Below are 23,996 nucleotides of genomic sequence, written 5' to 3' on the forward strand. Positions count from 1 at the left end.
ACTTTAGGTAGGACACCGTTAATAATTCAATAAAAAATACATTTCTCCTGCTTTGAGAAATGCATCTTTTAAATTCTGCTTTTAACAATTTATTCACGCCAAAATTTTGTATAATCAGCTTTATCCTCTATGTTAAATGAAATGATTTTCTCCAACAATTCATAGTTCACTTCATCTTTCCAGCGGATACGGAACAAACCTTTAGTGAACGTATATCCAGCCTGCTTGATGTCGTCAGCAAACTTCACCATTGCCACTTCTTCCGGTGCAATGCTTATATGTTGTTTACTAATCGATATACCGATAATATATGTGCCGTGGTCTGTAAACATTGGGGTATTCCACTTAAATTGTGGTTCTAAATCAGGGAAGTTTTCAGCCACCCATGTTAATAGTTCTTCCATTCGATAACGTTGGTCACGGTTTTCAATACCCATTAAATACTGAGAAAAACTGTCCAATTTCATACTCCTCTCATTTGAAATACACATGCTATAAGAAACATCTTTAATCTACTTTCCGCTTCTTATAAATCATAGCAGTTACCACAAACGATATAAATGTCCATAATAAAAGTAGCGCAAAATGATCCCATGAATGAAGAAAGGCGTTTTGCTTTTCAAGTGATATCCAAATGAATGTAAGCTGTTCATTAGGTAATATGTCCATTACGTTTAAAATACTTTCATTTTCAATCATAGGTCTAAACATGGACCCCATCCCAAATATGAAAAGAACGGGCATACCAATAATACTTGTTTCCATTACAGTGCGTGAGATTAAACCCAAAATGGTTCCAACTGCAATATAAAATAATATGCCTAGTAGTATACTTAAAGCAAAAAACGGTAGCGACGGCACATTATAATCTAATAATATGATAGACAGTACCACTACAAGGATTGTCATAACAACAGACAGTGCACTTTTTCCAATTAAAATTTCAATTGTACTAGCTGGTGAAAGTAACAATCCTCTAAGCGTATTTTTCTCTTTTTCCTCCGCCACCATCGCAGCTTGAATAAAGGCACCGGAAATCACTAGTGCTAGATTGATTGGAAAAGAGAACATATAGGGACTATCTTCTCCCATACGACCAATCCATGCCGCAAAAAATAACGGTAAAGCTACCGTAAAAAGGATATATGAATTTCGTTGCAGATCTTTCCAATCTTTAATAAATATAGCATTTATCCTTTTCAATGAAAATGTCATGCTAAATCCCTCCCTGTTAGTTCGACAAAGATATCTCCTAATGTTGGTTCGTTCGAATGAATAGAGATTACCTCTCCATTCCTCATATATTGATAGATTTTATCTGCACCTTCATCGTTCATATCCATGTGTACCGTTTGATTATCCTTTAACAAAAGAGTTACCGTTCTGTTGTCAACTTTTGTTCTTAGATTAAGAGGAGTATCTAGTCGTTTGATCTCTCCTCGATCTAAAAAGGCGATACGATCACAAAGGTACTCAGCCTCATACATATCATGTGTAGTTAGAAAAATGGTTGTACCTTCTTTATTGAGTTGTTTCAACACTTGGTGAATCTGCTTTGTATTTACAGGGTCTAGAGCAGATGTAGGTTCATCTAAAAAAAGAAGTTCTGGCTTATGTAAAATGGCACGAGCAAGTGTTACTCGTTGTTTCATACCTTTTGACAACTTTTGAACCAATTTCTTTTGATCCTGAATAAGATTAACAGCTTGAAGAACTTCTTTAATTTTCACTTTGTCTACATTGTACAAATCGCAATACAATGCAAGGTTATCATATATACTCAATCGATCATACAGCCCACTATTATCAGTCAAGATTCCTATTCGTTTCATATAGGCTGGATTTTGCAGCTTAGAAATTTCTTGTCCGAACACTTTCACATGTCCGTCAGTAGGTAATAGTTGAGCTGTTAAGATTTTAATCGTTGTCGTTTTTCCTGATCCACTCGGTCCTAGAAAACCGATCGTCTCACCCTTTTTAACCGAAAAACTTACATCAGCTAAAGCGATTTGATTTTCAAAAGACTTCTTTAAACCTTTTACTTCTATAACGTTCTCCATATACATCCCCTCTTTTCCTCGTTTTGCTAACCTGATTCAACTATATAAATTAGCAAATCATTATGCAGTATTTTCAAGGTGAAAGGAGTATATTTCGTGTTGAATAGAACCATTTTCTCGCTGAATGGATCAGTTAAAAGAACATAATCATCAGATATTCTTATGAAACAATTATTATATTCCTATGATTTCCTTTAACTCATTCATTTTTCCTTTAGAAAGAGGCACTGAACTTTTCTTCGCATCTTCAAGTACAAGACTATAGCTATTACGTGTCCATGTAATGACTTCCCGCACGCGCTGTAAATTTACGATATATGAGCGATGACAACGAAAAAATCCGAACGGCTGAAGACGTTTTTCTAAATCGTTTAGGGAAATGAGACATGGAAAAATCTCACCGTTCACATGTAACTGTGAGACCCCTTCATGACTTTCGACAAAAAGAATCTCTGTTGGATCAAAGAGTATCATTTTTTCATTTATTTTAGCTGGAATCTTTTCAAACTTAACAGGTTTGCGAATTTCTCCTTCATCATCTATATTCTTTTCTTCTCTTTCACTCGTTGAATGCATCACAAATTCCATATCTAATTCTTCTGAATTCTTCTCATTTATATCGTCATCCACCACATCTATTTTTTTCAGACCGGCTTCGTTTAATCGATACACCGTATCTGTTAAAAAGATCGCACTCTCAAAATGGTTAGTCGTAATTAGTATGGTTTTTCCTAGATTTATGTAGTCTTTCACAATTCGTTTCAGAATCATTCTGCTTTCAATATCTAAATTTTGATCTGGTTCTTCCATCAAAAGCACATCTGGTTCATGTAAAATTACTCGAGCTAAATGCAATCTTTTCTTTTCGGAAAATGAAAGCATTCTAATTTTCACATTCTTTTTTTCTATTAAACTTACTTTCTGTAAAAGTAAATCAATATCAATGCTCACGTCATATAGGCGCTCGTAAAAGCGTAAGTATTCCTGAGCTGTCAGTCTGTCATACGCTTGATCACTCATTAAATACAAACCAAAAGAATGGAAGATTTTTTTCGATGATCCAAGTTGCACATGATTCAGAAATATTTTTCCGTTAGTAGGGCTCTTCTCATGAATAATAAGTTGAATCAATTCTTTCCCTACTTCATGATTGCATTGAACAGCCACTGCTTCCCCTTGTTGCAAGGTCAAATCAATCTTAGGAAAAAGTATCTTGTTTCCAATGTTTTTTTCAAGTTGTGTAATTTGTAATAAGCTCATCTGTCTATGTACTCCTTGAGATTAGTTAAACCAATACTGTTATCTTTTACCACTCATTTACAATATCATGTATTAAACTTTTTTATTAGATAAAGATCATGTTTTTCGTCAATGAATGATGATCGTTATACAAAAAAATCCCTTCATCTGAAGAGATTTTTGTTAAATTAATCGATTTTAAATGTTTGGCACAAGTATTCATTTTGTAGAACAAGCATGACAACCAATCCCTTTAACACGGTCCTTCACCCTAGCTGTATATTCTTCTCCGCATTTTTTACAGCGCCACCAAACGTTATTATATGAAGTAACCGAAACATCTTTAGGTGTTTTATGAACGCCGAACAAAGTACCATTACGATCAGGATGCCATTCAGCTGCAATTTCTGGATACATAGTGAATAAGGATTGCTCAATTCTTATACACTCTGGACAACGCGACTTGTTCTTAATTCTCTTACGAATTCTCTCTCGCCACACATGCCCTTTTTCACAAACCCATGCCACTTCCTCGTTCGAGTTGTAAACCACATCTTGTGGACTTTTCCCATTGTTCACGGTAGACCATTCTTCTACAAGCTCAGGATGTACCGTAGCCAGACAGTTCTTTTCGTATGCTTTTTTGTCTGAGCAATATACACATACACTTTTAGGATTATGTATTCGATCTTTCACGGTTTCTTCCCATTCATGTCCTCTTTTACATAGCCACCATCTTTGTGGCCAATCCTCCTTACTGTCTATATCCGCAATAGTAAGATTTTTGTTACGTGTCGGATGCCATTGCAGACATAGCTCAGGATCTGCGTCCGCTAATGTCTCACTTTTAACCGCTTCGAACTGATACGATCTTTTCAACGCTCTTTCTTCTCTTACACAATCGGAACATTCCAGGTTCTTCTTATAGCGCTCCCGAATAGTCGCTCCCCATTCATGCCCTTTTGAACAGACCCACCATATGTATTCATAACTGCCAAAACTAGTCTGGCACGGTTCAATACCCTGATTTTTTGTAGGATGCCATTGTGACAAAAGTTTATTTGGTAATAATGTGTGATTCATTTTTTCAACCCTTTCAATACTACTGTCGTAATAAAAAAGGACTATACCCAATAGCCCTGTGTAGTTAATTATACCTATAATTCTTCAAAGTGAACTTGGGAAAATGGTAGTCATTTAGACCTTATTAGTAAGGGGGGATAACTGTTTTTTTCCCAACATTGATGCTACGTAAAGGAGTAATCCTATATCCTCAGAGTTTGACCTTAATAAATTCAATGAAAAAAGCTCTCCTTCTTAATGAGGGAGAGCTCCATATTTAAGTAGTTATGAGACTAAACCTTTTTAATACTAACTCTTCCCGAGAAGAAAGTGGCTCCCCCACCCATATCTGCTATGCGATCGGGTGTAAGTGAATTGACTAGATGCTTTGTATTATCATCTGCTCCCCAAAGTCCTTGAGTAACGGCAACGCCACGGAGAACATTCTCACCAACGCTCGCTTTTAGTAAACATTCTCCTTGCTCATTCCACACGCGTACCTTTTCTCCATCTTTCACTCCTGCCAGGTCTGCGTCAAACTGATTCAAAACAATTACCGGTTCTTTTTCAAGTTCAACATGTTTGTTTTGATTCGCAAACGTTGAGTTTAGAAAGTTATGGTTCGGTCCAGCGATAAATCGAAGGGGATGGTCAGAATCATTAACTAAAGGGATGTATGTTGGCAGTGCTGGATAACCGTCCTGTTTCATCTTCTCAGAGTATAATTCTATTTTTCCGCTCGGTGTTGGGAGCTCAGTTGGAAATTCTACCTGTGCCTTTACATATTGTTTTTTACACAAAACTTCAAAATTTATTCTTTGAATATAGGGATTAGATGGTGAATCTAATGACTGATCAATCAGTTCTGCTTCCGTATCATCAAATGCCTTCTCAGTAAAATCCATGCCTTTAGCAAGTAGTCGGAACACCTCGACATTAGACTTTGACTCACCGTAAGATTCAATCACAGGCTGTTGAAGCTGGATATAGTGATGCCAGTACGACGTGTAGAAATCTGTGTTTTCAAACGAAGACGTAGCAGGCAATACAATATCAGCATACTTTGCCGTCTCTGTTAAGAATAAATCATGAACCACTGTGAAGAGATCTTCTCGTTCCAAGCCTTTTCGAACCTTATTTCCTGCAGGTGCTACAACAGCAGGATTCGTTCCATAAACAAAAAGTGATTTTATAGGAGGGTCTAATGTTAGTAACGCTTCTCCGAGTAAATTCATGTTTATAACACGCGTATTCTTATTTTGCTGCAAATCAGGCCGTTGTAGGTTAGCTGTGTTGAACGCGAGATATGCTGAATTACCTTTGATCGCCCCTCCACCTTTAACTGCCCATTGACCTGTTAAAGCTGGCAAACAAGATACCGTTCTCACAAACATACCACCATTATCATGATGTTGTGGACCGTTTCCAATTCGAAGAAACGCAGGAGAGGTTTGGCCATACATCCGAGCTAGCTTCAAAATGTCTTCTACCGGAATACCAGTAATGCTAGAAACCGTAATAGGGTCATATTGTTCAACATGTATACGCAGCTGTTCGGATCCGACGGTGAACTGATCCAAAAATGAATGATCCACCATGTTCTCAGCAAACAAAATGTGCATCAAGCCTAATGCTAGAGCGGTATCTGTCCCGGGTAAAATAGGGATGAACCAGTCTGCAAATCTAGCCGTCTGGTTTTTATGAACGTCAATGACGACAATCTTCGCTCCATTTTGTTTGCGAGCTTGTTGTGCAAGTGATACTTGATGCATATTTGTACTAACGGCATTAATTCCCCAAAATATAAACAATTTGGAGTGAATGGTATCTTCAGGGTCAATTCCGAAACTCGCACCCATCGTATATTTGTAACCCACTGCACCTGCCGAGTTACAAATGCTTCGATCCAGCTTGGAAGCTCCTAATCTATGAAAAAAACGGCGATCCATTCCTTCAGCTGCAAGATTACCCATATTTCCATAAAAGCTATAAGGTAGAATGCTCTCGGCACCGTCGTTTTGAAGCAAGTCCTTCCATCTCGCAGTGATAGTGTTAATCGCTTCATCCCAGCTTATTTGTTCAAAGTGCCCTTCACCTTTTGCTCCAACCCGCTTCATCGGGTATTTTAAACGTTTTTCATCATATAGGCGTTCAGTCATGTTTCTAACTTTATTACAAATAAACCCTTTCGTGACTGGATGTTCAGGATCACCTTCCACTTTTACAATTCTTCCGTTTTCTTTATGAAGGAGCAACCCACATTGGTCAGGGCAGTCTAAGGAACAAACTGAAGGAAAAATCCCATTTTTGCTATCCACAAAACTAGTCATATGCGTTCTCCTTTCAAAGAGGTCATATTCATTCTATTTAATAAGGATATTACTTTCGTTAATAAGAAATTTAAGAAATAAAATTCGAATTCTTAAATAAATGATAAACTATCCTCTTCAAGACTGATACCATGTAATCCTGCCCATTCAGCTGTTGAGCTCCACAAATTGCCAACAAATCTTTTTAGTTTTTGTACATCAGTATGTAAGGATAATACTTCCTTAATGTTCATTTCATAGTTGTTCGGTAAAGAATGAAAGCCAAATGCTTCTTCATACATGGTTCTACTTGATAAGAATTTGTGTCGATTTTTTAATCCCACCAACATGGTTGCCCAATAGGCGATCTGCCTTGCTTCGTGTGCAGCTACAATAGTGTCAGTATCTTTTATAGTAAAGATTTTATAAACATGTTCATACATATCTGTTAGAGCATCTCTCATTAAAACATTGAAATCTGTATGCAACTCTGTTTCTAACGCGATTTCTCTTAGCGATTGATACAAATTTGATGAATCATAAAGGATTTTACATGTGAACAACACATCACCTTTAACACACCATTCATAATCTAGGCTTCTGGCTTTAGATTGAATTTTCTCAACCGTATTAAAACTAATACCGACGAACATTCCTTTATAAAAGAAAGGATACCATTCACTCTCTCTTCCCTCTACAACCACTCGTAACTCCAGATCCGATTCAGGACGATCAGTCCCCTTCGCTGTTGACCCTTCAATGGCGACTGAAATTAGTCGTTCTCCATACTTTCTTAATAAATTTTCAAGTATCTCATTGGCAACGTGCAATCTGTCATCTGTAGTAAATTCTTGAGGTTTCCATTTAGTCATTGTTGCACTCCTTTGAAACTGTTCTTACTTCTTTGACGCTTTTATAATAAATGTAGCTGGAACAAGGTTTGCTTTTTGAGTGGAGTACCATCTTGACGGATTTTCCGAGTGCTCTTCCGGTAAACAAACTTCATCTATTACTTTATCTATCATAAAACCTGCATCAATTAAAGCATTTATGTAAGTGCTTAACTTTCTATGATGAATGACAGCTTGATTTTGCCAACCTTCATTAAATTCAGGGCCCTCAGTCACATAAGATTTGTTAAAGGTGAACGAAGATTCCTCAAATTTTAATCGATCATGAAGTGGATGTTCCCAACTGAAGATAAAAATTCCACCTGGTTTCAGATAATCATAGATGTTGGAAAAAGTTTGGTACAAATTTGTTGTCCAACCCAAAGCATAGATCGAGTAAACAATATCAAAATAACTGCTTGGTAAACCCGGGTTCTCCTCCATAGGAGATTCAACTAAGGTCACCTCTACTTGTTGATCTTGTAATACGTTCCTGGCTGTCTCAATCTGCTTCGTACAAAGATCTAATCCCCACAATTCTTTAGCGCCTTTCACACCCATATATTGTAATGAATGACCACTACCACAGCCTATATCCAACACCTTATTACCACTTATTGAGCCAAATAAATTTAGTTGTTCTTCATTCAAAGAGAACGGTCCGTATTCAGGGAGTGCCGTTCTACCAAAAAAGCGTTCAGCTGACACCTCCCACCTTTCTTTATTCATTTTTAAAATTTCAGTTGCTTCCACGAGTTCCACTTCCTTTATATGTACCAATTTTCGTTAATCTTATCAGTGAGTAAAATATGCTTTTTGTAAGAATATTGATTTCCATACAAAATATCGTTAATCCTTCTTGACTTTTTGGTTATGAACAGTAAAACTTAACAATTCGCATGAAACGAAAACTTTCTAAACTTCCGCTATATCATTTAACATATAATGGGATTATATCTTACTATAAAACGTATAAATTGAGAGGAGATTTTTGATGAATTCGATAAATAAAGGAGCCATATGGGTATTAACGATCCTATCACTCATAACAATCGTTCTTACGTTTATAGAATTAAATCAACCTTATGAAACACCTGAAGATGCTCAATCTCGATTTGAACTACATGTTCAACCCATTTTTACTATGATAATGATAGGTGCAACTTTTGCAGCTTTTAAGCTTTGCAAAAAAGTTCAATTATTTGCTGGACCGCTTTTTATTCTTCTGGGAGGTTTTTGGTACTTTTGGCTTTTCCTTACTTTTACAATAGGATGGGTTAGGATGCAGGGTTTGGTTGGGCTTGCATTTAGCATATTTAGTTGTTTTTTTCTCACTATTTATCATTTGTATACGGTTTTAAAAAATCGAAATAAACCATCCATGTAATTAAAGGAAATATCTCACAATATCCAAATAATTTGGTTTTTTAAACATAAAAGAAAGTCAGCAGATAATCCGCTGACTTTTGGTTTCCTTTATAAAGATGTTTCGGTTTTCTTTGATTTAGCCGGTGCAAACCATCCAATAACAGCAATACCTACTAGTACACCATAAAAGATGATTGTCCATACAGTACTGTGTGGGAAATCGTGATCTAATACTCCGATATCTTTGTGAGCAAGTGTAATAACTGCAAGCTTGACACCTACCCAAGCAACGATTGCATAAGCTGTTGTTTCAAGAGCTGGTCGCTTATCAAGCAATTGAACAAACCAAGTAGCTGCAAACTTAATCAAGATTAAACCTGCAACTCCTCCAAGAACAACTACGATGAATTGTCCAGCATCCATGCCACCGAAGTCACCGAGTGGGGAATCAGGAAGTCCTAATGCCAATGCAACTGCTGCTAGAATCGAATCGATTGCAAACGCAAGGTCAGCGATAGCAATTTTACCTACTGTTGGCCAGAAACCTTTTCCTGCAGCGTCTTCTTTTACTTCCTCTTGTATTTTCTCATTTTCTTTACCGAACTTAGCTTGAATAACATGTTTTAATCCTAGGTATAACAGATAAGCTGCTCCGATCGCCTGGATCTGCCAAACGTTCGCGATGAACGAAATGGCAAAAAGTGCACCAAATCGGAAAACAAACGCCATAATAATTCCGTAACTAATCGCACGTTTTTTCTGATCCTCAGGTAAATGTTTTGCGATAACCGCTAGTACAAGGGCATTGTCAGCAGATAGCAAACCTTCTAGTCCAATAAGAATTAATAATGCCCATCCGTACTCTAACCAAATTGAATCCATTCATGAATCTCCTTTCAAATCGTAAAAATAATATGTAATATCCATAGAATGACCATTTTAGTCGCAAGATACTCTTCGAAAAATAACTTGCGCTACTATGAACGACTCTATACTAACAAGATTATATATTATTTTTTAAGTTTTTACCTTATTTAAGCGAATTTAAAACTTAACAAAGTTAGATGTTTAAAGGGTTTAGCGAATATTCCTCGTAAGATTTTAAATTCTTAATAGAGCTATTTTACATGAAAATACAAACTTTAAGGTTATAACAATAAAGAAGAAGTAAAACTAATAAAAATGTCTCTGGAGATGATGCTATTGGAACGATTAAAACCCATCTTCTCAGACTTGAAAATCACCTTAGATTCTAAAGATGAAGAAGTTACAATTCTAAAATCAAAAAACGAGGCTCTCTAGGAGAACCTCGTTTTATAAAAAGATTAATTAAGATCAGTCGTTATCGTTCTTAACAACTACCGCTTCACCTGTTACGGCATCCACATTTACTTCTACATCCTTACCGTCTTTTTGAATCTCAAATTCATAAACATAGTCGTCATCAAGACTCATTTCTTTTACAGTACCAGAAACTTTTTTTAGTGCGATAGACTGCGCTTGGTCAGAAGTAATCTTAACTTTAGAAGGATCTATCAGATCATCCCTATCTGTTGCCTCATTTTCGTCATAACGACTATTGTCGTCATCTCCATCATCGTCGTTGTCATTATCATCTTGATCTTTCATACCTTCTTCAATTTTTGATATTTTACCTGTTTCTGCAGCAATATCAAGATCATATTCTTTGTCTCCGTTATGAATTTCAATCTCATACTTGTCTTTAAGACCATCTCGATCAAGTTCAAGTTCAGTAACCGTTCCGCCCTTTGTTTTTTCTAATGCAATGTCTTTTGCTTGTTTTTCAGAAATTACATTCTTAGCAGCAAACGCGCTCGGTGTATTTTCAACGTAAGCGTATGTTCCAACTCCAATACCACCGACTAATACTGTACCAGCAATAATTTTTGTTAGTTTTTTCATTTGTTTTTCCTCCTTGTTTTTTACTATATCCTTATAATAGACAGTTAAAATGAGAACAAAGAGAAGAGAAGATTAAAAAACGATGAGAAATGGTGGTGTTTTTACTCAAAAAAAAGAACACTCTAGATTAGAGCATTCTTAGTCACTATCTTTTGTTTCCATCGTGACGGAGCTTACCTCACCTGAAAACGCATTTATGATTACTTGTGCTTCTTTTGTTTTTGTTTCAATCTCAACTTCATAAACGATTACACCGTCTTCATCATCTAACTCAATATCTGTGACGGTCCCTTTTACTTCTTTTAGGGCGATTTGCTTGGCTTTTCCTTCTGTTATTTTTGTGTTTGGCTGAGCTGGTTCATCTTCAGATTCAACCTCGCTTTTGCTATTGATGCTCCCAGTGGTCCCGTTAATTTCTAAGGAATATGTTTTGCCTTCCTTCTGTACACGAACAAGATAGACTTTATTTTCTTCATTAAATTCGGAAGACTTCACTTCACCGTGTTTGGCAGCTATTTTTTCCGCTTCATCCTTTGTTATACGTTCTCTTTGAGATTCTTCATCTTCTGTTCGATTCATGTCGAGAATTTCTCCAGAAACCGCATCAGACCAGATTACATAAACACCTTGTTCACTTTTTATTACTGTTTTGTATTGACGTTTATCTTCTCTATTCGTTAATTCTGTAGATAGAATGTCTCCTGGATATTTTGCGCTTACGATTCTGTTCATTTTCTCTTTTTCTAGTGTACTGCCCTGGTTTCCGTTCACCCACTCTCTTGTTCCGAAGACAAGAAGGAGAATAACGATTACTATTCCAGAAATCACAGCTGTTTTTTTGTTCATACGTTTTCCCCCTTTACATGAATTTTCTCATGTATGAATGAAAGCTTCATAAGAATCAGATGAGAAAATGATGAGAATTAACTCTGTTTCACAGGAATCTCCATGGTAAACGTTGTTCCCTTCCCTTCTTCACTCACTAGATGAAGCTTCCCTTGGTGAGCAGAAACGATTTGTTTTGCGATGGACAGTCCTAACCCAGCACCACCTGTATCACGGCTCCTAGCTTGATCCACACGAAAGAATCGATCATAGACTTTATCGAGATTTTCCTTAGGAATACCGATTCCATAGTCTGTTACGGAGATCCTAACAGAGTTTCCTTGTTTGGTTAACTCCACTTCAATGGCCTCCGAACTATACTTAATAGCGTTATCTAAAAGGATGATAAGAACTTGCTTAAGTTTTAATGAATCACACTCAATATGAATTTCGTCTATGTTGGATTGAACGCGTATTTTACGTTCGTATGCCTTGTTCAAATTCTTAGCGGCGTTCTTAGCCATCTTAACCAGCTCGGTTTGTTGAAGTTGAAGGTCCACTTGCGATTCATCCCTTGCCAAAACAAGCATTTGTTGGGTTAACTCTTTCATCCGAAGTGATTCTGAGTGGATCGCTTCTACAGCTTCTTCTAAAATTTCAGGCCGACTTCCTCCCCACCGCTTCAGCATCTTGGCATAGCTTTCGATTACAGTAAGCGGCGTTCTCAGTTCATGTGAAGCATCAGATACGAACTGTTCTTGCTTTTTGTAGTTGTTTTCAAGCAGGTCCATCATATGGTTAAATGTTCTTGCCATCTTATTCAGTTCATCATTCGATTTCTTATTGATCATAATTCGCTTATACGTCCCACGTTTCTGGTTTTCTTCCATCGTTCGCGTTAAGTTGCTGATCGGTACTAAGATCAATTTGCTCAAGAATCGCCCTCCCATATAAGAAGGAATTAAGATGAGTAATGTCGCTATGGTTAAAACGATTCTTAAGATCTGCAACGTGTTTGGAATGGAAGATTCTTCTTCGATCAACTGTAAAGAAACAACCTCCCCGTCCGTCCAAATAACCGGGTGTTGAGAAACTGTATATACCATTCCGTCTAATTTCTTAACATCACTGTATTGATTTGGCCGATAGATCGGTTTAATTTCCTCGAGCTTATCGTCATCAGTAATTCTTGATGAAGTAGCAACTACACGGTTATCACCAGTAATTATACGAATCATCGAATCTGCAGGAAGGTAGGCACGCAAAAGCTGTGTCATGTTCATTTTTGTCTCAGAAGACGTTTTAACCGCTTCCGTTAAGCTCTCCATTCTTGTCTCTGAACTCTCTAAAGCATTATCATGTAGATTCTTTTGAAATAAAAGATAAATGCCACTATTCGTGATGAGTAGAATGATTAAAAGCCATACCGTTGAAAACAAGGTTATCCGATTTTTTATGTTCATGGGTTACTCCTTCATCGTGTAGCCTACTCCACGAATCGTATGAATATAGGGGTGTGAAAAAGTGGAATCAATCTTTTTTCGCAGATAACGTATGTAAACATCTACAACATTGGTATCGCCATAATAATCATAACCCCATACCTTGGATAAGATCTGGTCACGGTTTAATACCTGGTTTTTATTTCGTATCAAAAAAACAAGAAGGTCAAACTCTCTCGGTGTTAATTCAATTAAGGTAGAGTCACGTTTAACTTCCCTCGTTTTTAAATTTACCGTCAGATCACCTAGCTCATAAATTTCGTTCTCTTGATCTTCTGTGTAGTGTTGATTCATGCGGAGAAATGCCCGAATTCTAGCTAAGAGTTCTTCAATTTCAAACGGTTTAGTCACATAATCGTTTGCCCCTAGATCAAGCCCGCTCACTTTATCGGGCAATGCATCTCTAGCTGTTAGTAATATGATTGGAATATGACTTCCCGTCGCTCTAATTCTTCTTAGAACCTCCAGACCACTTAATTCAGGTAGCATAACGTCCAGTAGAATAAGATCCCACTTACCAGATTTAAACTTTTCTAATCCTTCCATTCCCGTCGTAGCCGTTTCCGTTGCGTATCCTTCGTGTTCAAGTTCAAGTTGAATGACTCTTGCTATCTTTTTCTCATCTTCAACAATTAGAATTTTTTCAGCGCTCATCGTTGTTCCTCCTAAAAAGAAGCTTGTTAGCATTATTATAAAGGAGTAAATAGCAGTTTACGAATTAGAGATGAATCTAGATATCACCTGCTAAACAAAAACTCAATTCTCCTTAATGGAAAATTGAGTTAAGTAACACTACATACTCCCAAAATAGCATTTTTGCACACAACGTTTTATACTCTCGATTCTTAAATTGCTTATAAATAATCCAAACTATTAAAAATCAATATAATCCCAACGATGCACATGATCCATGAAAGGGCTGAACCAGAATTCTTAACCATTCTTTCACGTAAATTTGTTAAAGGTTTATCCATCCATCTACCACATACAATATAAATGAGATACAACAAGAGCGGTGGCAAGACCATGATTAAATTGTATCCAGCTAATATAGAAACCCATTCCATGCTAGAAAGAGTAGTAGTAGTAGATAAAATACCGATCGCAGCAAAGTAAGGAAAAGCAGTTCCTACTTCAATAAGAGAAGTTGACAATCCAAGTATTATAATTGAAATCAAACGATTAGACTTTGGAGAAGGCAGATTAGCATATTTGTTAGCAGGAACATAGAAACTAGCAATAAACAAAATCGCCCCAATGATAAAGATGATCCAGCTTATGGTTTGATTCTGAAAAATGGTAGATACGCTTTCAAGCAAAGTTGATATTCCTAACATGAGAGAAACGCCCACTATAAAATAAAAACCTGCAACGGTTAATAGGTAGATGAAAATACGGGATGTTCGTTTCTCTTTATCGTTTAATAAGAGATATACCGTAACCCCTATTGTTGCAGGACTCAGCATATCCAATACAGCTAACCCTCCAATTAAAAGAAGTAGATCTACAGTCACCGAATTCCCCCTTTATTCAGAATGTGCCTAAGCCTTTTTCGTTATAAATATTTCATAAGCAGAGTTCATGAATAGAAGTACATCTTGATCAATGGGATATAACCCTAGTTTTTCTGATTCTGTTTCTAACATCCTCATTTCCCATAATTTATCTAAGAATTCATTTTCACCATCAAATGCTTCTAATCGCTTTTCTTCCATTCTTCTTATAATGTTTTGAACCTTAGGAGAACTTGGGTCTGTGTGTACAAACCGTTTTAACTGCCCAATAAGTGCTATCCATTCTAAAGAATCTGCATTGTCGCTAGTCATGTTTGGAACCTTCTCCCACAGCTTTAATTCTCTTTCTTTAAACAATGACTTTCTATATTTCTGCTGAAGTTCTTTATTGCTATTGGCTAACTGCATGACCTTTTGAATGGCAATCTCATGATTCTCATCTTCAATCGCCATTCCATGTATTAATTCCCTTAGCGCACTCTCCATTTTGTTTAAGTTTTCTTGCTCTTGTTTTACATAAGAAAGTTGATTTCTTAGGCTATCTGACCAATCCCATTCACTCGAATTCAACATATTCTTAATCTCGTTTAAACGAAAACCAATCTGTTTCATGAATTGAATGTGTTGTAGCTTCTTCAAATCACCATTGCTATAGAGACGGTGTCCACCTTCCGTTTTGGAAGTTGAATGTAATAAGCCTATCTGATCGTAATGACGCAGTGTTCTGACTGTAACCCCTGTCATCTCACTTACCTTATGAATGTGCAGCATTCGATAAATCCACCTTTCATTACAACCTCATTTAAGTGATTATTTTCTTATAAATGTTTTCAGCAAGTAACCTGTTCCTAAACCAATAAGAACACCAGCAAACGCTTGATCGATGATTAACCCAACACCTGCTCCGAGAATGACACATCCATAAATAACCACATCTTCACGTTTCATCTCATCATCCTTTTCATGTAAAGTCGTTATCTATTAGTATACAAAATGACGTTACGTCAGTTTCAAGCGTTTTTCATTTCACAAGTGTGTGAAAAATAAAAAAAGATCTATCAACGGTAGATAGATCCACTTGCATTAAACATTCATTCTTTCTCTGGCAGATTGAGTCTCTTTAGTTACAGAAGCTACCGAAAAGGCTTTTCCGAGTCCCGTTGTTGGCATATTGTTATAAATGGCTTCTGCACCATGATTTACAATGTTATAGCTTTCGTGAAAAACACCAACACTGCCATCGTTACCGATATTCTTGTTGAATGCTTTCCATGCGACTAAGTGCGTTTGACCATGTGCATATGCTTCGAGTTGATCAAAGCTTTTCCAATATTGAATAAGTGTTACTCTTCTCCAACTAAAATGAAATTCTGTATGCAAAAAACCGATCTCTGGGTTTTGATACAATTCTCTTATCATCGGCCCCATTGCTTTAAATACAGTGATCCATTTAGTAAAAGAAAATATCTTATTCACACGCATCCCTATTACAAATACCACAAAATCTCCCTTCACCTCTGCCACGTATCTTCCTTTATGAATAATTGTCACAATCTTTATCCCCTTTATAATCCATTTACTTAAAATTAACATTAAATGGAATTGGATGTTAGAATAAATACAAACAGTAAAAACGAATTTTTTAATACCAGAAAGTAAACGGTTGTCCACATACTATGAATAGGATGAGGTGCATATATGAAGAATACATACTCAAACATTACGGGTGAAACTTTTGGGACGAGTTTTTTGCGAGGTGAATTTCAAACGATTTATGAACAAACAATGAGTAGCTTTAAGGAAATCGTGACGCTGGATCAATTTATAGAATTATCCTCTTCTTTTAATTTAGGTGTTAAACACTACACCCCTGAAATGGAAACACTTCTTACCAATCAGTTAAGGCAATTCTTATGGCTAGATAACGAGAAAGATAAAGCAATCAGTGTCGTTTTTGATGATGAGAATTCCATACATGGGATCTTGCTTGCACCATTTGTCACTTATCCTGAAACGGACAATCAGCTTACGAAGAACACTTTCATGATGCCGATAAACGAAGAATGGTTTGTATTTTGGGGAGGAGCGAATCAATTTATCAATTACCATTATGAATATGAAGAGCAAAGATACGCTTACGACTTAGTCATTGTGAAAGACGGGAAATCTTCTAAAGATGCTGCAACATCCAATGAAAGTTATTACGCTTTTAATAAAGAAGTTGTATGTCCCTGTGAAGGAAGAGTAGTAAAAGTAGTAGACACCATTGAGGATAATATTCCAGGGAAAATGAATCCTTCTAAACCTGAAGGCAATTATGTAATCATTCAACACGCAAACGAGGAGTATAGTATGATTGCGCATTTTAAACAGAATTCTATTGTTGTAGAGGAAGGTCAGTACATCAAACAAGGTCAATTATTAGGGTTATGTGGAAATTCAGGAAATTCATCTGAGGCTCATATTCATTTTCAGGTCATGAATGCACCTAATTATCACAATGGTAAGTCCATTCGCATTCGCTTTCATGAAAATAATGAACCCGTACAAGGCAATGTTGTGAAACCTTTAACCATTAAAACTAGTGAATGACTAGCATGTCCATTTTAATAGTCTGATTATAACTTTAAGTGGATGATATTTAAATCATCCACTTTTCATTTTTATTGTCCTGATTCAAATTTAAATTTTTCAAGAAGCACCCAATTATCTCTCTACAAAATCTACTAAAGTAAATAAAAATAAGGCCTTTAGCTCAGCTTATTTCTAATCAATTTCTCTAAAGTCGCGACCTTGTCTTGAAGATCATCTATTTCTTTCTGCATTTTTTCTTTTTCTTGGTCGGATGTAAAATCATCTACCTGCGACTGAAAATCATCAGCGTTATCAACATCTAATTGTATAATTGCTCCAATTGTTGCTACCGCATCTCCAACTGACGCAAGTACGCCTCCTATAATACCAAGAATTGTTCCCGTGTTGTTTGGTGGCTTATATTGAAATGTGTCTGAATTATTATTACTATTATTTACAGTACCTACTGATGAAGGACCTGGGTACACATAAGGATTTCGATTCTTTTTCACGTGACTCACTCCAAGAAGATAAGTAATGCTGATTCCCTATTTCTATGCGTTGTATCTTTAAAATGTACATTGTACTGATATAAGTATTATTTCATTTCCCATTAGGAAACATGGGTAGGTACTTATTTTCCTGACTTATTTTTCAAACTCTTCTCTTGAACGGCAGTTATCACTTGATCAAGTTCTTGACTTTTTTTTACTACATCTGGATTTGAAAGACTTCCTTTTTCATTTGCCAACAAACTCAATTCATCTTTTAATTTTAATTCTTTATCTTCTAAATACTTTTCTCTATTCAAATCTTACACCCATATTCTTTAGTAATGATGTTCTATTCCCTACCCAAAAGTTTTATTTGTATATTTAAATGTTCTACGCAAAAAATTAAGTAAAGTTCCTTTCGTTGTTCATTACCTATAATTATTTGAATAACTTCCTTATTCAATCAATCAAAATTGATTGAACATTTTAGAAATTTTATGGTAACATTTATAAAAATAAACAAATAAGTATAAGTATACATATTTTGGAATGTTTAATGGGGTGACCTTATGTCAGTTGTATTAAATAAATTTTACGACAACAAGAAAGGATATTTTCACCTCCCTGTTGTGTGGCGAGAAGAGTTTCAGTTTCAGATTGGGGAAAAAGTAGGCGTTGATGTTGAAGACGGGAAAATCATCATTGATAAGACAAAAGAGAGACGCTTTACTCCCATCATCGGAGTAAAAGGAAGACTTACTATTCCCATTGAAATCAGACAAGAATTAAAAAGCCATACCTATCAATTAGTCGCGATACAAGAAACCGAACAGTTTATCTTAACTCCTGCCTGATGAAAGAGTAAAATTAGTGGATATATGGTGAAAAAGTACATAAATTCATAAAAAGGCTTCTTTCATTGAAGTATTTTTTTATTTAATGTATATAATCTGGTTATACAAATAAACATAGAAAACATTTTGGTTTATAAAAAATACCTGTTCCCTCTCCTTTTCACTCACACACGGGATTTCGATATGGTTAATCATTCATGGGAATTTACGAAAATTAGATTTGCTTCTTGTACTTTATTGACCTTTCTCCCTTAATCTTTTAAAATCCATTGAGCAGCGGAAAATAATTTTGTTTTTTATCCGCATTCTATTGGTATAGTGTAAGAGTGGGAGTTGAAAGAATGTTTAATTTAGAATTGCTTAATAAGTTACCTGTAAAAATCTTAATTGTAGCTCTACTAATTGTAATAACTGCTTATTTCATTCGAAAATCAGTTCAGCTTTTCTTTGACAAGACAAGTTTTTTAGATGAAAATCGCGAAGAAACGTTGATGCATTTTACAGACCAAGTCCTTAAAGTACTTGGATTGGTGTTCTTCTTCATTTATGTACTTAGTCATTTCTTCAATCTAACGAGACTTGTTACAGGTTCAGTCGTTGTAGCCGGTGCCTTGGCATTGATCTTTCAACATATTATCAGAGATTATATTATGGGACTCGCTTACTTGTTTGAAAGACAGATCAACCTTGGTGATTATGTAATCATTAACGGAAACAAACAAGGAAAAATTGAGGAAATCAGTGTACGTCACCTGAAGATTCGTCAATACGACGGTTATCTTTACACTGTTTCTTATGGAAGTATCATCGAGCTCCAAAACGGTAACCGCGGTATGCGCCGTGTGAACGAAAGTCTTATCCTCAACTACAGACAAAACCCTGACGAGGCTTTTAAAGTGATGGAAGAAGTAGCAAGAACGTGCAATGAGAAATACAGTGATTACCTCTTAAAAGATTTGGACGGTAATCCGGTGGAAGCTTTTAAATTCAACCAAATTACCGAATTAAACGTTGATTATAAAGGACACCGGTATTCGCTTTCCGGCATCGTAAAGGAAGCGTATTTTGTGGATGCTAGTAAACGAGTTAGGTATGAACTAGCGCTCGCAGCTTATGTAAATCAGTTGTCGATGGCCGAAAACGGTGAAATGGAATTAGATAAACGCACCGATTCTCAAGCATCTCATTAAGAAAAAGATATGTTGAAGCAGGCTGTAAGAATTGCAGCCTGCTTTTAATACAAATTAATTTTCTATATCCTCTTCATTAATAACGGCAAGAACCTGATGATCTTCCCACCTGCCATTTATCTTTACATTTTTCTTTGAAATTCCTTCTTTATGAAATCCGGTTTTCAGTAATATTTTGATGGATCCGACATTGTGTGGCATCACTTCTGCTTCTATTCGATGAAGTTTAAGCTCGGTAAACGCAAAGTCTATAATAAGCGGAAGCGCTTCTGTCATATACCCTTTACCGTTATGGACTTTATCAAGAGAATAACCTACCATCCCTTTTTGCGCAGGTCCTCTCTCAATCTTGAACAGACCAATCTGTCCGATTAGTTCATGTGTACCATGAAGGAAGATTCCAAAAGAATACCCAATATCCTTTTCTTTCCGTTCCTCAATCTCATTTAATCGTCTTTGCTGCCCTTCTAACGAATAGAAGTCTGAATCTCGATCTGGTGCATATTGCTGAAAAAATTCCTTGTTCCTCATTTCGATATCAAATAAAGCTTGCAGATCAATGATTGTTAGAGGCTTAATATAAATGTTCTTCATCATGTGTCCCCCATGCTCGATAGTTACCATATTAAAGTTCAACTCAGATAAAATTAATCCTCCTTGTATGAAGTTGAATACCTCGATGTTTAACATATGTACAAAATTTGTAGAAGTTTAATTAAAGTAATGATATATTATTATTAACAGAGAGACCTTTTAGGAGAGAAAATATGAATACAAAATTAAATACGTGGATTCAAAAACACAATTTAGATTTACAATGGCTGCAAGAAACTAGTAAGTTTCCTTCCTATCAAGTGGAGAAACTGTTAAACGATCCTCTCTATAAACCAGACGGAACAACGATGAGAGTTGTATTAAGTATTGTTAAAAAGAAAGAAGACTCAGCGAAATTAAGTGATTTTTGGGATGTTTAAAAATAGGACGATTCCTTATAATTTTTAAAAATAGTGACTTGTCTAGATCATTTTACCCTCCGACTGCATCTACTAAAGTATGAAATGTAGGAGGTGCTATCTTGGGTAAAGACAAGCATTGTAAGAAAAAGAAGAAAAAAGTAATCTGTTGTGATCCTGTTTATATTATTGAGGATTCATATACAGAGAAAGAAGTTACTTTCGTTCATCCGATCATTCGTGTAAAACGTGAACACATTAAGTATGTTCGCCGTGACGTTTATGAGGAGAAAGTAATCAAAGAAGTAATCGATCCTGGTTCTCCAACTAAATGTGATTGCAATAAAAAGCACAAAAAATGTAAGAAAAAAAGCAAAAAGAAGTAATTTCCAAGTATAATTACTCTTTCATAATCGAACCCCCGACAATAGGTTTCGGGGGTTTTGCTTTGTCGGAAATCTTAACCACCTGTAATGGCTCATGTCACAAAAAATTAGGCATAAGTATGCTACGCTATCTTGCCAAATTCACCTCTAAAGATTCTTCTTACTCACACAAGTAATTCTTGCTTTTGATATACTGTTTACGTACATAAAAATTTAAGATTTTTCTATCTATTGTAGGAGTTGAGTGAACAAATGAATCATAATTTTAAGGCCATTGTTGGTGAAGGTAATCCTGAGTTAGATCAGCGGCTTTCTGATGAATTGGATAAAGTGAACGCTGCAGCTACGGCTGGCATCTCTCCTGCTCGAGAGTTGTCTGTACAAATTTTAGATAGTCAAGGTCAGCTTGCAGCCGGTATGAGTGGATGGACTTGGGGCGTAGCTGCTGGTATCGCTATGACATGGGTCCGTGAAGATGTGAGAAAAGACGGTCTTGGCACAAAATTGCTACATGATTTTGAACAAGTAGCTCTAGAACGAGGTTGTACACACGTATTTACTACTTCATTCACATTTCAAGCACCTGGTTTCTATGAACGACATGGTTATGAAGAATTGTTTCGTTGGCAAGGATTACCGACTCCAGAAGCAGCAGACGTTCATTTTCGAAAGGACTTGGTCCCCCTTAACAAAAAGTAAGTTTGTCAGTACCTATAATTAACTTCTTGATACAAACTAAAAAGGAGAGAACGACCTCTCTCCTTTTTTTATTTCTAGCTTTGTATTTACCATTTTAAATCTGATTCATATCCTAATTCAATGAGCAATTCTCCAGCCTTCTCTTTAAAAGCAAGTATAATCTCTTCATCAAACTCCTCTTTCCAATTTCCAATCGTCCCTTTTCTAAACGTAGCAGAGTCTTGAGTCGATATATTTTCTTTCGCACTTTTAATGGTGGTCTGATCGAGGTTTTCAGTTTCCTCTTCTGTAATAAACTGAACGATCTTCTGAACCGATTGGTCTAATGAACCTTCACTTCTTAATAGATCTTCAAATTTAATGGAAAGTACGTTAGGTGCCGATAACCATCCTTTAAATTCAGAAAACCAATCATGAATATCTTGATGACCTAATTCAGGAATACCTCTTATGATAGATAGCATTCGTTCTTTTTTGGAAAGCTGTTTACTTTGGAAGTATTGATGAAGTGGAGCGTTTATCTTCTCAATGTAATAGTTATAAGAAACAACAACATCTCGTAAGTCTCGATACAGGAAAATTTGTTTCATATTGAGATCTTGAAGAAGACTTGCCCATGGTGGGGAATAATAGATATGTCCAGACAAAAACTCATTATTTCTTAGTTTCACTAACTCGTCCTGATGTTCCTTTAATTGTTCGGATACACCTTCATATAGATGCAGGTTTTGATCATATGTGATGGAGTGTATCCCTGTTAAGATTTGAAACATCAAGTGTGTTCCACTTTTAGGAAACGAATTAAAGAAAAAAGGGCTTATTGTTTTTTTATTCATTTTTATAGATCACCTTTTCTATTTACATGACATGCCTTTTTATTTTATTCCTTCCTTCTCCATCTTGTTTGTACAATCGCCTGAAACGACATATTTTACGCTAATGAAAAAAGAATTGATGGATACATACACTTTTATTACTAAACGTACGAACTATTTAAAGCAAGACCTTAACCCCTAATTGTTAGCAGAATGAAACCGAGAAAAAAGGCAGGGATACACTCTCCCCGCCTTTTTTCAATGCACATTTTATTTAGAATCTCTTAAAATCCAATTCGGTACGGCTTTAATATAGATTAACTCACCAATCAGCTCAACAATTGTTTGGGTCACGATCACCGCTACTGCTAATGTTCTCCACGATTCTGGTAAAGCAAGCGCTAAGGGGAGAACGACGAGAGAATTTCTTGTTCCCATACTGAAAATCAGGGCTCTTCCTGCGCCTATATCTAAAGTAAATACGCGTACGATAAAGCGACCAACTATCGGCATGATGATTAAGAATAAGACGTAGATCGGAACAACTCGAATGATACTATCAAAATCATTGTAGACCTTCCCAATTTGTGAAGCGACGACGACGATTAAGACGAAAGCCATAAACGGAACCGGTAACCATGCTGTTAATGTTAACACTTTGTCACCGATTTCCTGCTTTTTCGCCCAGAGCTGTGTAACAATCGCTACTAGTAGAGGAACCACGATCATCAAGAGAAACGCTTCTAAAAATGGCCCAATCTGCACGACTGATATCATCTCTTTACCAATCAATAGCCATAAATAAAGAGGAAGCAGCAATATTTGGACAACAAACAAAAGAGGTGTTGCCGCCAGTATCAACTTCTCGTTACCTTTTCCTAGCTGAGTAAAGACGATTACATAATCAATACACGGAGAAAGAAGAACTAAGCAAATTCCTAATAATAGCGGTGGAGACTGTGGAAATATCGGTGTCAGTCCCCATACAACGATTGGTACGATTACAAAATTTCCGACGAGTAAAGCTAGCATGAATTTAACGTTTGAAACAGCTTCTCTTAGTCTTAAAAAAGGAATTTGAGTAAACATTCCATACAAGAGAATAGCGATTAGTGGAGAGATCATCCATTGAAGTCCAGCTCCGATACTCTCAAACGCAGAACCGATACAACCTCCTATTATTAAAGCAATACCATAAATCCATATTTGTTGGTTCTCTAAACCTTCCCTCGTGATCATTTTATAACTCCCTTTTATTAAAGATCTACCACTTACAATTATGTCATATAACATCCACTCTCTTTTAAGTTATTAATATACCACTCTCATATTAAATAAA

General features: G+C 36.2%; 29 protein-coding genes. 7 read left to right on the top strand and 22 right to left on the bottom strand.

The window, feature by feature from the left end; translation table 11 throughout:
* Positions 1–89 precede the first annotated feature (89 nt).
* The 8 genes from I5J82_RS07920 to I5J82_RS07955 form a co-directional block, all read right to left on the bottom strand.
* Positions 90–461 (bottom strand): iron chaperone, encoded by a 372-nt coding sequence (locus I5J82_RS07920; protein WP_198767389.1) that lies wholly within the window; start codon positions 459–461, stop codon positions 90–92.
* A 46-nt stretch (positions 462–507) separates the two neighbouring features.
* Positions 508–1,215 carry an ABC transporter permease gene (locus I5J82_RS07925; RefSeq protein WP_198767390.1) on the bottom strand — a complete coding sequence of 236 codons (708 nt, stop codon included), beginning with the start codon at positions 1,213–1,215 and terminating at the stop codon, positions 508–510.
* Positions 1,212–2,060, bottom strand: coding sequence for an ABC transporter ATP-binding protein (locus tag I5J82_RS07930; protein WP_198767391.1), 849 nt, complete (start codon positions 2,058–2,060; stop codon positions 1,212–1,214). Before I5J82_RS07930 ends, I5J82_RS07925 begins: the two co-directional genes overlap by 4 nt.
* A gap of 174 nt (positions 2,061–2,234) precedes the next feature.
* Positions 2,235–3,320 (bottom strand): LytTR family transcriptional regulator DNA-binding domain-containing protein, encoded by a 1,086-nt coding sequence (locus I5J82_RS07935; RefSeq protein WP_198767392.1) that lies wholly within the window; start codon positions 3,318–3,320, stop codon positions 2,235–2,237.
* A 198-nt stretch (positions 3,321–3,518) separates the two neighbouring features.
* Positions 3,519–4,382: a zinc-ribbon domain-containing protein gene (locus I5J82_RS07940; protein WP_198767393.1), complete on the bottom strand. Its 864-nt coding sequence runs from the start codon at positions 4,380–4,382 to the stop codon at positions 3,519–3,521.
* 272 nt (positions 4,383–4,654) lie between these two features.
* Positions 4,655–6,691: a molybdopterin-containing oxidoreductase family protein gene (locus tag I5J82_RS07945; protein ID WP_198767394.1), complete on the bottom strand. Its 2,037-nt coding sequence runs from the start codon at positions 6,689–6,691 to the stop codon at positions 4,655–4,657.
* A gap of 92 nt (positions 6,692–6,783) precedes the next feature.
* Positions 6,784–7,542 (bottom strand): kanamycin nucleotidyltransferase C-terminal domain-containing protein, encoded by a 759-nt coding sequence (locus I5J82_RS07950; protein ID WP_198767395.1) that lies wholly within the window; start codon positions 7,540–7,542, stop codon positions 6,784–6,786.
* A gap of 24 nt (positions 7,543–7,566) precedes the next feature.
* On the bottom strand, positions 7,567–8,313 hold the full coding sequence (locus tag I5J82_RS07955; RefSeq protein ID WP_198767396.1) for a class I SAM-dependent methyltransferase: 747 nt from the start codon (positions 8,311–8,313) through the stop codon (positions 7,567–7,569).
* A gap of 241 nt (positions 8,314–8,554) precedes the next feature.
* Between I5J82_RS07955 and I5J82_RS07960 the strand changes: the two genes are divergently transcribed.
* The gene (locus tag I5J82_RS07960; RefSeq protein ID WP_198767397.1) at positions 8,555–8,947 is read left to right on the top strand and encodes a hypothetical protein; all 393 of its coding nucleotides are present in this window, start codon (positions 8,555–8,557) and stop codon (positions 8,945–8,947) included.
* An 89-nt stretch (positions 8,948–9,036) separates the two neighbouring features.
* Here the strand turns inward: I5J82_RS07960 and I5J82_RS07965 are convergent, their stop codons facing one another.
* The 9 genes from I5J82_RS07965 to I5J82_RS08005 form a co-directional block, all read right to left on the bottom strand.
* Positions 9,037–9,810, bottom strand: coding sequence for a TerC family protein (locus I5J82_RS07965; protein ID WP_198767398.1), 774 nt, complete (start codon positions 9,808–9,810; stop codon positions 9,037–9,039).
* Positions 9,811–10,263: 453 nt separating this feature from the next.
* A complete protein-coding gene (locus tag I5J82_RS07970) occupies positions 10,264–10,851 on the bottom strand; it encodes a PepSY domain-containing protein (protein ID WP_198767399.1) in 588 nt (195 codons plus the stop codon).
* Between the two features lie 138 nt (positions 10,852–10,989).
* The gene (locus I5J82_RS07975; RefSeq protein WP_198767400.1) at positions 10,990–11,697 is read right to left on the bottom strand and encodes a PepSY domain-containing protein; all 708 of its coding nucleotides are present in this window, start codon (positions 11,695–11,697) and stop codon (positions 10,990–10,992) included.
* Between the two features lie 77 nt (positions 11,698–11,774).
* On the bottom strand, positions 11,775–13,139 hold the full coding sequence (locus tag I5J82_RS07980; protein WP_198767401.1) for a sensor histidine kinase: 1,365 nt from the start codon (positions 13,137–13,139) through the stop codon (positions 11,775–11,777).
* Positions 13,140–13,142: 3 nt separating this feature from the next.
* Entirely contained in the window at positions 13,143–13,832 is a 690-nt protein-coding gene (locus I5J82_RS07985) for a response regulator transcription factor (protein WP_198767402.1), read from the bottom strand.
* A gap of 200 nt (positions 13,833–14,032) precedes the next feature.
* The gene (locus tag I5J82_RS07990) at positions 14,033–14,692 is read right to left on the bottom strand and encodes a GAP family protein (RefSeq protein ID WP_198767403.1); all 660 of its coding nucleotides are present in this window, start codon (positions 14,690–14,692) and stop codon (positions 14,033–14,035) included.
* Between the two features lie 27 nt (positions 14,693–14,719).
* Positions 14,720–15,463 carry a MerR family transcriptional regulator gene (locus tag I5J82_RS07995; RefSeq protein WP_198767404.1) on the bottom strand — a complete coding sequence of 248 codons (744 nt, stop codon included), beginning with the start codon at positions 15,461–15,463 and terminating at the stop codon, positions 14,720–14,722.
* A 39-nt stretch (positions 15,464–15,502) separates the two neighbouring features.
* On the bottom strand, positions 15,503–15,640 hold the full coding sequence (locus I5J82_RS08000) for a hypothetical protein (protein WP_198767405.1): 138 nt from the start codon (positions 15,638–15,640) through the stop codon (positions 15,503–15,505).
* 135 nt (positions 15,641–15,775) lie between these two features.
* Complete coding sequence (locus I5J82_RS08005) at positions 15,776–16,285, bottom strand: DUF4188 domain-containing protein (protein WP_198767406.1); 510 nt, start codon at positions 16,283–16,285, stop codon at positions 15,776–15,778.
* A gap of 105 nt (positions 16,286–16,390) precedes the next feature.
* Here I5J82_RS08005 and I5J82_RS08010 point away from each other — a divergent pair, with 105 nt between their 5' ends.
* On the top strand, positions 16,391–17,284 hold the full coding sequence (locus tag I5J82_RS08010) for a M23 family metallopeptidase (protein ID WP_198767407.1): 894 nt from the start codon (positions 16,391–16,393) through the stop codon (positions 17,282–17,284).
* Between the two features lie 158 nt (positions 17,285–17,442).
* On the opposite strand, the gene I5J82_RS08015 is transcribed toward I5J82_RS08010, so the two are convergent.
* Together I5J82_RS08015 and I5J82_RS08020 are read right to left on the bottom strand one after the other, a co-directional pair.
* A complete protein-coding gene (locus I5J82_RS08015; RefSeq protein ID WP_198767408.1) occupies positions 17,443–17,778 on the bottom strand; it encodes a hypothetical protein in 336 nt (111 codons plus the stop codon).
* 122 nt (positions 17,779–17,900) lie between these two features.
* Positions 17,901–18,077: a Spo0E family sporulation regulatory protein-aspartic acid phosphatase gene (locus I5J82_RS08020; protein WP_198767409.1), complete on the bottom strand. Its 177-nt coding sequence runs from the start codon at positions 18,075–18,077 to the stop codon at positions 17,901–17,903.
* A gap of 252 nt (positions 18,078–18,329) precedes the next feature.
* On the opposite strand from I5J82_RS08020, the gene I5J82_RS08025 reads away from it, so the two are divergent.
* Both I5J82_RS08025 and I5J82_RS08030 read left to right on the top strand, forming a co-directional pair.
* Entirely contained in the window at positions 18,330–18,614 is a 285-nt protein-coding gene (locus I5J82_RS08025) for an AbrB/MazE/SpoVT family DNA-binding domain-containing protein (protein ID WP_198767410.1), read from the top strand.
* Between the two features lie 341 nt (positions 18,615–18,955).
* Positions 18,956–19,804, top strand: coding sequence for a mechanosensitive ion channel family protein (locus tag I5J82_RS08030; protein WP_198767411.1), 849 nt, complete (start codon positions 18,956–18,958; stop codon positions 19,802–19,804).
* Positions 19,805–19,858: 54 nt separating this feature from the next.
* Here I5J82_RS08030 and I5J82_RS08035 read toward each other — a convergent pair whose 3' ends face one another.
* Positions 19,859–20,398, bottom strand: coding sequence for a GNAT family N-acetyltransferase (locus I5J82_RS08035; protein WP_408610390.1), 540 nt, complete (start codon positions 20,396–20,398; stop codon positions 19,859–19,861).
* Between the two features lie 173 nt (positions 20,399–20,571).
* Between I5J82_RS08035 and I5J82_RS08040 the strand changes: the two genes are divergently transcribed.
* The 3 genes from I5J82_RS08040 to I5J82_RS08050 all read left to right on the top strand — a co-directional run bounded on the left by I5J82_RS08040 (position 20,572) and on the right by I5J82_RS08050 (position 21,842).
* The gene (locus I5J82_RS08040) at positions 20,572–20,778 is read left to right on the top strand and encodes a hypothetical protein (protein WP_198767413.1); all 207 of its coding nucleotides are present in this window, start codon (positions 20,572–20,574) and stop codon (positions 20,776–20,778) included.
* A gap of 101 nt (positions 20,779–20,879) precedes the next feature.
* Positions 20,880–21,143, top strand: a complete 264-nt coding sequence (locus tag I5J82_RS08045) for a hypothetical protein (RefSeq protein WP_198767414.1) — start codon at positions 20,880–20,882, stop codon at positions 21,141–21,143.
* A 252-nt stretch (positions 21,144–21,395) separates the two neighbouring features.
* Complete coding sequence (locus tag I5J82_RS08050; RefSeq protein ID WP_198767415.1) at positions 21,396–21,842, top strand: GNAT family N-acetyltransferase; 447 nt, start codon at positions 21,396–21,398, stop codon at positions 21,840–21,842.
* An 86-nt stretch (positions 21,843–21,928) separates the two neighbouring features.
* Here the strand turns inward: I5J82_RS08050 and I5J82_RS08055 are convergent, their stop codons facing one another.
* Together I5J82_RS08055 and I5J82_RS08060 are read right to left on the bottom strand one after the other, a co-directional pair.
* Positions 21,929–22,678 (bottom strand): sulfotransferase domain-containing protein, encoded by a 750-nt coding sequence (locus I5J82_RS08055; RefSeq protein WP_198767416.1) that lies wholly within the window; start codon positions 22,676–22,678, stop codon positions 21,929–21,931.
* Positions 22,679–22,927: 249 nt separating this feature from the next.
* Positions 22,928–23,896 (bottom strand): arsenic resistance protein, encoded by a 969-nt coding sequence (locus I5J82_RS08060; RefSeq protein ID WP_198767417.1) that lies wholly within the window; start codon positions 23,894–23,896, stop codon positions 22,928–22,930.
* Between the last annotated feature and the right edge of the window lie 100 nt (positions 23,897–23,996).

The sequence above is a fragment of the Fictibacillus halophilus genome, assembly GCF_016401385.1.
Lineage (GTDB): Bacteria > Bacillota > Bacilli > Bacillales > Fictibacillaceae > Fictibacillus > Fictibacillus halophilus.

Coding starts and splice junctions, on each gene's coding strand:
- I5J82_RS08040 (WP_198767413.1), top strand. CDS start 20,572: ATGAATACAAAATTAAATACGTGGATTCAAAAACACAATTTAGATTTA.
- I5J82_RS08010 (WP_198767407.1), top strand. CDS start 16,391: ATGAAGAATACATACTCAAACATTACGGGTGAAACTTTTGGGACGAGT.
- I5J82_RS07930 (WP_198767391.1), bottom strand. CDS start 2,060: ATGGAGAACGTTATAGAAGTAAAAGGTTTAAAGAAGTCTTTTGAAAAT.
- I5J82_RS07960 (WP_198767397.1), top strand. CDS start 8,555: ATGAATTCGATAAATAAAGGAGCCATATGGGTATTAACGATCCTATCA.
- I5J82_RS07925 (WP_198767390.1), bottom strand. CDS start 1,215: ATGACATTTTCATTGAAAAGGATAAATGCTATATTTATTAAAGATTGG.
- I5J82_RS08000 (WP_198767405.1), bottom strand. CDS start 15,640: ATGAAACGTGAAGATGTGGTTATTTATGGATGTGTCATTCTCGGAGCA.
- I5J82_RS08055 (WP_198767416.1), bottom strand. CDS start 22,678: ATGAATAAAAAAACAATAAGCCCTTTTTTCTTTAATTCGTTTCCTAAA.
- I5J82_RS08060 (WP_198767417.1), bottom strand. CDS start 23,896: ATGATCACGAGGGAAGGTTTAGAGAACCAACAAATATGGATTTATGGT.
- I5J82_RS07975 (WP_198767400.1), bottom strand. CDS start 11,697: ATGAACAAAAAAACAGCTGTGATTTCTGGAATAGTAATCGTTATTCTC.
- I5J82_RS07935 (WP_198767392.1), bottom strand. CDS start 3,320: ATGAGCTTATTACAAATTACACAACTTGAAAAAAACATTGGAAACAAG.
- I5J82_RS07950 (WP_198767395.1), bottom strand. CDS start 7,542: ATGACTAAATGGAAACCTCAAGAATTTACTACAGATGACAGATTGCAC.
- I5J82_RS07995 (WP_198767404.1), bottom strand. CDS start 15,463: ATGCTGCACATTCATAAGGTAAGTGAGATGACAGGGGTTACAGTCAGA.
- I5J82_RS08050 (WP_198767415.1), top strand. CDS start 21,396: ATGAATCATAATTTTAAGGCCATTGTTGGTGAAGGTAATCCTGAGTTA.
- I5J82_RS07940 (WP_198767393.1), bottom strand. CDS start 4,382: ATGAATCACACATTATTACCAAATAAACTTTTGTCACAATGGCATCCT.
- I5J82_RS08025 (WP_198767410.1), top strand. CDS start 18,330: ATGTCAGTTGTATTAAATAAATTTTACGACAACAAGAAAGGATATTTT.
- I5J82_RS07945 (WP_198767394.1), bottom strand. CDS start 6,691: ATGACTAGTTTTGTGGATAGCAAAAATGGGATTTTTCCTTCAGTTTGT.
- I5J82_RS07980 (WP_198767401.1), bottom strand. CDS start 13,139: ATGAACATAAAAAATCGGATAACCTTGTTTTCAACGGTATGGCTTTTA.
- I5J82_RS07965 (WP_198767398.1), bottom strand. CDS start 9,810: ATGGATTCAATTTGGTTAGAGTACGGATGGGCATTATTAATTCTTATT.
- I5J82_RS08030 (WP_198767411.1), top strand. CDS start 18,956: ATGTTTAATTTAGAATTGCTTAATAAGTTACCTGTAAAAATCTTAATT.
- I5J82_RS08005 (WP_198767406.1), bottom strand. CDS start 16,285: ATGTTAATTTTAAGTAAATGGATTATAAAGGGGATAAAGATTGTGACA.
- I5J82_RS07970 (WP_198767399.1), bottom strand. CDS start 10,851: ATGAAAAAACTAACAAAAATTATTGCTGGTACAGTATTAGTCGGTGGT.
- I5J82_RS08035 (WP_408610390.1), bottom strand. CDS start 20,398: ATGAAGAACATTTATATTAAGCCTCTAACAATCATTGATCTGCAAGCT.
- I5J82_RS07985 (WP_198767402.1), bottom strand. CDS start 13,832: ATGAGCGCTGAAAAAATTCTAATTGTTGAAGATGAGAAAAAGATAGCA.